Source organism: Cryobacterium flavum, from assembly GCF_900103805.1.
In the GTDB taxonomy this organism is placed as follows: domain Bacteria; phylum Actinomycetota; class Actinomycetes; order Actinomycetales; family Microbacteriaceae; genus Cryobacterium; species Cryobacterium flavum.
On the sequence record NZ_FNIB01000009.1, the window covers coordinates 136685 to 144803 of the forward strand.

Consider the following 8119-nt stretch of genomic DNA (forward strand, 5'->3'; position numbering starts at 1 on the left):
AAAGCGATCCCACGCTGCGAAGGAGACAAGCGCATGAGCGAATCCGTCAGCCTCCCTGCACTCGGAGAGAGTGTCACGGAGGGCACAGTTACCCGCTGGCTGAAGAATGTCGGCGACCGGGTCGAGGTCGATGAGCTGCTGCTGGAGGTCTCGACCGACAAGGTCGACACTGAGATCCCGTCACCCGTCGCGGGTGTCATCGAGGTGATCCTGGTCCCAGAGGATGCGACCGTCGAGGTCGGCACCGCACTCGTAATGATCGGCGATGGTTCCGGTACAGGCGAGGCTCCGGCTGTCTTCGAAGCAGCAGAGCCTGCGGCAGCCCCGGAGGCTCTGGCAGCCCCGGAGGCTCTGGCAGCCCCGGAGGCTTCGGCAACACACGCAGCTGCAGACCCCATTGTTCCTGTCGAGGTGGTGTCTGCAGCCCCGGTGGAGTCCACACCGGTAGCTGAGGTCGCTCCCGCTGCGCCTGCTGCCGCGCCGATGGGAGATTCGCTCACCGTGCCGGCCGGTTCCGTGACGTCGATCGTGCGCAGGCTCACGAACGAACAGGGCGTCGACCTTGCGGCCGTCTCGGGAACGGTCGTCAGCGGTCGTATCCGCAAGGAGGATGTCATCTCGGCCGGCGCTGGGGCTGCAGCATTCGCCGCCCCTGTCGCGACCCGTCAGCCGCTCGAAGTCTCGCCGTTGCGCGGTACCACGGTGCCGATGACGCGTCTGCGCAAGGTGATCGCCGAACGTGCGGTCGTGTCGATGACGTCGATGGCGCAGGTCACGACCGTGGTTGAGGTTGACGTGACCCGGGTCGCTCGTCTTCGCGACAAGGTCAAGGCCGACTTCCTTCTGAAGACCGGCAACAAACTCTCCTTCCTGCCGTTCTTTGCGATGGCCGCAGCCGAGGTGCTCCGCGCCCACCCGATCATCAACTCCACCGTCGATGGTGACAGCATCGTCTACCCGGGGCAGGAGCACATGAGCATCGCCGTCGACACGGAGCGCGGACTCATGGCCCCCGTGATTCGTGATTCCGCGGAGCTCGACATTGCGGGCTTTACCGCGCAGATTTCTGACCTCGCGGAGCGCACTCGCAACAACCAGCTGAAACCCGACGAGCTCGCGGGTGGCACGTTCACGTTGACGAACACGGGGTCACGCGGAGCGCTCTTCGACACCCCGGTCGTCTTCCTTCCCCAGTCGGCGATCCTCGGCACCGGCACGGTGGTCAAGCGCGCGGTGGTCGTCTCGGCTGGCGGGGCAGATGCGATCGCCGTGCGTTCGATGGTGTACCTAGCGTTGTCCTACGATCACCGCACCATCGACGGCGTCGACGCCGCCCGGTACCTCATGGCGGTCAAGGAGCGCCTCGAGGAGGGCGCGTTCGAGCCGGACCTCGGCATTTAGTCGAAAGTCTCGTGCAGTCGCCAATCGGCCGCGCCCAGATGGCGAGGAGCAAGGCCGGTCCTTGTTCGACCGTCGCGAGGGCAATCTCACACACGCCGCAGTTCAGCACCTCGTCTGTGGCTGTTCGAGGTGGGTGATGCGTGCGGGGGATGACTATCGGTATTTGCTGAACATGGTTGTCATTGGTGATGCGAATCGTGATCTGTCGAGTTTGTTCACGAGGTGCTAAGCGGAGAAAAGGACGCCGCTCGGCATAGCGCTCGGCGGTGAGAGTTATCAGCGTACCTGTTGCGTGTGACGGTGTTGATCAGAGTTATAACCGTGGTCCAGGACTATCGGTATTTGCTGAACTCCGTTGTGGCAGGCGACGGCGTCCGGGATGCAGCGTCACCGTTTTCACGGTATTTCCTTGAATTTGGGACACCGCCAGGCACCTGGACCGGATCAGGCCTGGAAGGACTGCCCGGCAGCGTTCAGGTGGCAGTGAGGTGGATGAGACGCAGTTGCGCCGTTTCATGGGTTTCGGACAGGACCCGAACACTGGCGAACAACTCGAACGCCTCTACCCGAAGTTCACGACCACGGCCGAGCGTGTCGAGCGGCGTTTCACATGCATCCCGGTGAATCTGACTCCAGAAGAAGCCGCGGCGCAGTCAGCGTTGGTTGAGGTGGAAGAGACGGCAAAGTCGACGAGCGCCCCGTTGCGGGATTCGATCTGACGTTCTCCGCCCCGAAGTCGGTGTCTACCTTGTGGGCAGTTGCTGATGGCGGGAAGCAAACACTCATCGCCGGGGCACATCATGCCGCGATCCAGGATGTCTTCGCACTGCTCGAACGCGATGTCGCGATGACACGAGTAGGCGCTGCGGGAACACGAGGGGCGATCGTGCAGGGGGAGATCCGTGGGGTGATTGCCGCCGGAGCTTGTCAAGTGCCGACAGCTGAGCGAGCTCAACCGAAATTCGACGATTCAGAGTGTTGGATCGTGGCCGAGGACACAGCCACGGGAATCGTCGGATTCGGGCTCGCCACAAAGCCCGGCAGTGGTCTGGTGCGTGATCCGCCGGCCGCGCCGGTGATCGGCCTCCTCGCCGTCGCTCCAGACGCACAAGGTCGCGGGCTCGGTGCCAATTTTCATGGTTCTCACCACCGAGCTAGCCCTACGTGGCTACGACCAATCCGTACAGCGCGTACTCGCCGATCACCGGACGGCGGTGCACCTCTACGAGAAAATGGGATGGAGACAGCTGGGTGAACCATTCCAGCATTCTCTGTTGAGACGCCCGACCCAGGCATACGTCCTCGATTTGCATGGACTGAGCGCCCGTTAGCCGAACCCCTTATGGGGCGAATTCCTGGCCCGTACTCTACGCGTGCTTCATGGCCCTTTACGGTCCCTGACCGGCGCGAACGTGCGTTCGACCGCGCTTGCCGGTGTCCGATTCTGGGGCAGTTCTCAATCGATACCGCGAACTGGCATCATTCGAGGATGAGCAACAACCCAACACCCTTTGTCATCCACGTCCCTGATGACGTTCTTGCTGATCTGCGCAGTCGTCTGCGGAATACGCGCTGGCCCGATGAGGCGCCTGGAGCTCCATGGAGTCAGGGCACGGATCGGACCGTCCTGCGATTGCTCGTCGATGAGTGGGCCGAGCGTTTTGACTGGCGTGAGCAGGAGCGAGCACTGAACCGCTACCCGCATTTCGTGACCGAAATCTCGGGCACCAAGGTGCATTTCATTCACGTTCGAAACGGGAAGCCCCCACTGATCCTCACCCACGGCTGGCCAAGCTCTTTCGTCGAGTTCCTGCCCCTTGTGGACCGCCTGTCCCGAGACTTCGACCTGCTTATCCCGTCGCTTCCCGGTTATGGCTTCTCCGAACGCCCGGGCCGGGTTGGGATCGATGCCGCCTATACGGCAGGACTGTGGCTCAACATGATGGAGCAGCTCGGGTACTCGCAGTTCGGAGCGATCGGCGGCGACTTCGGCGCGGCGGTGACGACCCACCTCGCTCTCATTGCCCCTGAGCGGGCGACCCGGATCATGATCACCACGCCGGAGATGCATCCTGTCTTGGATGCGAGCAGCCGCCCTCTCTCCGCCGCAGAGAAGGCGTACCTCAAGCACGTGGAAGGGTGGGACGCTACTGAGCGCGGATACAGCTCTATCCAGTCGACTCGCCCTCAGACTGTCGGGTACGGGCTCAGCGACTCGCCGGCTGGACTCGCGGCGTGGCTGATCGAGAAGTGGCGAGCCTGGAGCGACAGCGACGGCGACGTCCTTGAGAAATTCGGGACAGATTTCCTACTCACGAACCTCACGCTCTATTGGGCAACAAACTCGATCACGCCATCAATGCGCGACTACTTCGATGCACGCTGGCACGGCACGGAACTGACCAGTACAGACTTCGTGAGCGTTCCGACCGCCATCTCGGTGTTCGCAAACGAGTTCGCTCCTACGGGGACACCGCCTCGCGAATGGTACGAGCGCCTCTACAACGTCCAGCAATGGTCAATCGCCGCTGCTGGTGGCCATTTCGCCGCTGCCGAGGAACCCGATCGGCTAGCGCACGATGTTCGGACGCACTTCACCGCGAAGTTCCCGTAAGCCGGACCCTTTACGGGCGCCACAACTGGTGCGGATGCCGGAGGGACTTTAGAGCAGGAGAGGGCCCGTAAGAGGAACGTCTACCGCGACAGAGCGAACAAGTCCGTGATCACTTCCCATGCGCGGCTACCGAGGCGTCGATCCGCGGCCTCTGTACCGCCGCGTTGCATCGTCATGCCGCCGGTAACTACAGGCTCACCCGGTAAGACAGTCCGGTGGCCGGCCTCCCGTTCTGCGACGATCGTCGTCGTGAGCCCATGGCTGGCACGCAGCCGCTGGATTCGTTCGGCGTGCGCCACACTCGGCCACACCTGGTCGTCGCCACCGGCGACGAGAATCAGACTCCGGATGCCCTCCACCGCGATCGTGGCGGCCGGGATATGTTCGGCGAATGTTTGACGTGATCCCTCGTACAACGGGCGGAATCGGGGCGGATTCTCCTTCACGTCCTGTCGCCAGTCGAACGGCACATAAGGAAGCCGTGCGCCAGTAAGCGTCCAATGAGATGTCTCGGCATGCGCGCCGTCATAACCGGCCCACACCACATCGGAAGGGGCGAACGCGACCACCCCGTCAACGCTGGCCGAGTGGGCACCACACAAGAGGGCGGCCTCAGCACCAAAAGACGTTCCGACCACGTACACGCGGTCACAGTCCCTCTTAAGCACGTCAATGCGACCCAGGAACATCTCGAGAGGGATGTCCCAAGGGCCGTCGTGTTGACCGGGGCCACCGAACCACCGAATCGACTCAGCTACGCACCCTTCACCTGCGAATATGCGCGCGCGTTGACCATCGATACGGCCGCTTGACCCGGCAAGCACAAGTACGCCGTCGCCCGTCTCGCATTCCGGGTTCCACCGGATCCCTTCGGGGTGGGCAATCTCGACTCGCATCACAAATCCATTCTCGCGTGCACCAACCACGCGCGTTCGCAAAAGGGACGACGAACGCGACAGATCTGGGGCCAAATCAGCTGGCGGCCGAGTGTGCCGACGCCGTGTCACAGAGGAACGTTAACCGAGCGCGAACCCGGAACGGGTGAGCGTCCATAAAGGCGCGACGACGGCAGCCACGACAAACACGATCAAAAGAACCCGTAATGCTTTGTCGCGGCGTTTGGGTTGAAGTACCGCGCCGGTGACCGTGAGCGCAACAAACATGGCAACGAGGAAGGCTGTACCGAGAAGTGCTGAACCCAAGCGGGCATCAGGAGCGCAGCTTGGCGGCGAGGGGTAAATTGCTGGGCAAATAGTGGGCAGCGATTGGGCTAACCAGATCAACAAAATAGACACGGCGCCGATCACGGCAGCCGGCACCGTCGACCGCCATAAAGCTCGCGTTTTAGCCTGATCATCCGCTTTGGTCGTCATGCGCTCAGAGTAACGGGGAATTACGCTGGCCCGTAGTTCGTGAAAACTCGATACAGTCCTGCCCGTAACCCGGACGCTCAGCGGGCACACAATCGCGTGAAGCCATTGGCGTCGACTTCGGACCCGAGAGGCCCGGAAGGGGAACGTCTTACGGGACGGTGCGCGACCACACCGCTCGCGTCGCGTCGCGTCTATGCGTCCAACCGCGCATCTCTTGCAGGTGGCCCCACACACACTGACATCGACGTATCGCTTTGCCCGCGTCTTGGGCTGATCCAGAGGGGCCAACGCTGTTGCTGTTCGGGTCAGGCCAGACGCAGTCGGTGCCGCCAGCGAGACTGCTCGCAGTTTCAGCTGCCACCGCAAGCGGGAAGGTAAATTTCGTCTCATTGAGGGATTGCCGTACGGAAGCAATGACCATTGTCCCCAAGGACCCTTTGGCCGGTGATCGCGGATGCGCGTCTTAGACGTCAAGTTGGCTGAGTTTCACCGCCGTATAGCTATAAACATACTCGCTGATGATTTCCTGAGGGCAGTCTCTGTCGACGAGTTTGCTTTCGCCCACACCGGGTACTCCCTCGATTAGCACGCAGGTGTAAAAGGATCGATTTGCGTTGCTAAAACCGCCCTCGTTACCCGAGCCGACAACTAGGAGGTCAACACCCAGGTAGTCAGCGGACTGTTCTAGAGCGTATATGCCCACGACTGGATAACCGATAGTGTGTCGTTCGGCGTTGGTCAGACCGCGCAGGTCATCGGCCACAGCAGGGTCCAACCCGAACACCTCATCAGGTGCAATGGTGACAAGAGTGTCGTTGACTGCGGCCCGTATTTCATTGAGGTGACTGGATATGTCAGCGAGGGCCGTCTCTTCAGCTGAGGCGACCTGACATCCGCTCAGTGCTGTTGCGGCGCCGATAAACGCTATGGCCATCAGGCCGAACCGGGTCGTTCTGTTTGTCACCATTTGAGTACCTCGTTCCGAGCCTATACGGCTGAGCGGCTCTGCCACATCTGCCTTTGTGTCTGCGGTTGACATATGCGTATTAGACAGGTGCGCTGAGGCGCAAGCGAAGGCTGCGGCGTGCCCTGGAGTATCGGGCCCGGGCCGCTTCTGCCTTGATGCCTAGGGCCGTGGCCGCCTGCGCGATGGTCAGCTCTTCCCAGACCACGAGTGTGACCAGCTCTCGATCGCGTGCGGAAAGCGACGCAAGCGCAGTGATCGCTTCATCGTCATCGGACTCAGAAGCCAGTGGCCGAAACTGCAGCTCTTCGCGCAGTCGAGTCGCCAAGGAGAGCTGTCGCAAACCATTTCTCCGCTGCGCCGCGAGGACGCGGTGGGCGATTCCGTAACTCCACGCACGCCGGTCGCCGTGCTCCGCGGGAAGCCGATCGCTGCGCTGCCAGAGGACCAGCAGGGTCTCTGAGAGGCAATCGGCGGCGTCCTCGTGCGGAACGACGCGGCGGGCGAAATAGCCGAGCAGTTCATCCGCGATCGACTGGATGAAGCTCTCCACGTCGTCAGAAATGGCCTCCGACAGTGCGACCGCCGTGGATTCATAGTTCATCGTTCTTCCCCACCCAGCCTCGTGTCGCAGTTCTGCTCGGTGTAAGCAGTCTCCACCAACGTGACGTCGCCGTCGCGCGCTCCCGCAGCAAAGCTCAGGAGGCGATCCGTGACGCCGCCGCCATCACTGGCCACAGTTGTTCGAAAGTTGTCGGTGTTGCTCAGCCAGTCGACGGCGAGTTGCTCGCGCGCAGAATCGGAGGCGTTTTGCGCGGTGAGCCAATCTCCGGTCCACGCGCAGATCGCGAAACCCTCATACGTTTGGGTCAACAAGCCTTCTTGGAAGATTCCTTGTCCTGCGGACTCGGTGTTGAGCCGGTCGAAGATTCCGGACACGTTGGCGATCGCTGCCTCTGCCGGAACTCCATCCGGCAGGGTCAGGTATTTGGGGTACGCCTCGACCACCACCTGGGGTGCGTCGTCGGCACCGAGCAAGATCCACTCGGTTTCGTCCACCTCGGTACTCGTCTGGGGATCGCCAAACTCGCCGGTGCGCGCGAGCCAGGAGCTTAATGCGGCTGCCGGGACCGCTACCCCCAAGCCAGCCAGGGCAATGAGGCTCCCGGTCCAGATCCACCTACGTCGGGTGAACCCACGCCGCTGCCGGGCAGGTGTCTTTGCCGCCGCCAGTCGATTTTCTGGTGCTTCAAGCGCCACGACCAAGGCCCACGCGGCTTCCTGCGCCCCAGCGTGCGCCCTCAACTGCCCGAGCGCACGAATGCGTGCGTCAACCTCATCCGTCATTTCGTCCATACCTACTCATGTGAGCGGAAGGCCATAACGTGACAAATCGACCGAAACATCTTCTTGAGTCGATGTTCTGCGAGAGCTGCCCGCAAGGGGGACGGCGGATTCAACCGGTCGTCGCAACGATGGGCTTTTCTGGCTCTGATAATAGTCGTTGCATGGCTTCAGCGGGTGTGCTGCCGCCGAGCGTTTTGCGGGGTCGATTGTTGAGTTCGGTGGCGACTTCGAGTAGCCGCTCGGGCGAATGGACGGATAAGTCGGTGCCTTTGGGGAAATATTGGCGCAGCAGCCCGTTGGTGTTCTCGTTGGTGCCTCGTTGCCACGGCGAATGTGGATCACAGAAGTAGATCGCTATCGTGGTGGCCAGCGTGATCTGCCGGTGCTGGGCCAGCTCGGTTCCTTGGTCCCACGTCAGAG

10 protein-coding genes are annotated in these 8119 nt (G+C 61.9%); 4 read left to right on the plus strand and 6 right to left on the minus strand.

The features are described 5' to 3' along the window. Positions 1–6: 6 nt before the first annotated feature. From sucB to BLS91_RS14370, 4 genes are all read left to right on the plus strand, one after another. Positions 7–1401 (plus strand): 2-oxoglutarate dehydrogenase, E2 component, dihydrolipoamide succinyltransferase, encoded by a 1395-nt coding sequence (sucB, locus tag BLS91_RS14355; protein WP_276326812.1) that lies wholly within the window; start codon positions 7–9, stop codon positions 1399–1401. A gap of 488 nt (positions 1402–1889) precedes the next feature. Then, positions 1890–2120 carry a hypothetical protein gene (locus BLS91_RS14360; RefSeq protein WP_092341445.1) on the plus strand — a complete coding sequence of 77 codons (231 nt, stop codon included), beginning with the start codon at positions 1890–1892 and terminating at the stop codon, positions 2118–2120. 20 nt (positions 2121–2140) lie between these two features. Further along, positions 2141–2656 (plus strand): GNAT family N-acetyltransferase, encoded by a 516-nt coding sequence (locus BLS91_RS21190; protein ID WP_369831281.1) that lies wholly within the window; start codon positions 2141–2143, stop codon positions 2654–2656. 234 nt (positions 2657–2890) lie between these two features. Then, the gene (locus BLS91_RS14370) at positions 2891–4015 is read left to right on the plus strand and encodes an epoxide hydrolase family protein (RefSeq protein WP_092341447.1); all 1125 of its coding nucleotides are present in this window, start codon (positions 2891–2893) and stop codon (positions 4013–4015) included. Between the two features lie 80 nt (positions 4016–4095). Here BLS91_RS14370 and BLS91_RS14375 read toward each other — a convergent pair whose 3' ends face one another. From BLS91_RS14375 to BLS91_RS14395, 6 genes are all read right to left on the minus strand, one after another. Then, positions 4096–4911, minus strand: a complete 816-nt coding sequence (locus BLS91_RS14375) for an acyl-CoA thioester hydrolase/BAAT C-terminal domain-containing protein (RefSeq protein ID WP_092341448.1) — start codon at positions 4909–4911, stop codon at positions 4096–4098. A 120-nt stretch (positions 4912–5031) separates the two neighbouring features. Continuing rightward, positions 5032–5388: a hypothetical protein gene (locus tag BLS91_RS19670; RefSeq protein WP_134505264.1), complete on the minus strand. Its 357-nt coding sequence runs from the start codon at positions 5386–5388 to the stop codon at positions 5032–5034. 463 nt (positions 5389–5851) lie between these two features. After that, positions 5852–6427 (minus strand): hypothetical protein, encoded by a 576-nt coding sequence (locus tag BLS91_RS14380; RefSeq protein WP_134505263.1) that lies wholly within the window; start codon positions 6425–6427, stop codon positions 5852–5854. A 7-nt stretch (positions 6428–6434) separates the two neighbouring features. Continuing rightward, positions 6435–6956, minus strand: a complete 522-nt coding sequence (locus tag BLS91_RS14385) for an RNA polymerase sigma factor (protein ID WP_092341450.1) — start codon at positions 6954–6956, stop codon at positions 6435–6437. Then, the gene (locus tag BLS91_RS14390) at positions 6953–7708 is read right to left on the minus strand and encodes a hypothetical protein (RefSeq protein WP_134505262.1); all 756 of its coding nucleotides are present in this window, start codon (positions 7706–7708) and stop codon (positions 6953–6955) included. Before BLS91_RS14390 ends, BLS91_RS14385 begins: the two co-directional genes overlap by 4 nt. A gap of 100 nt (positions 7709–7808) precedes the next feature. Further along, the coding region (locus BLS91_RS14395; RefSeq protein WP_139165821.1) for an IS30 family transposase at positions 7809–8119 on the minus strand (311 nt) is incomplete at its 5' end.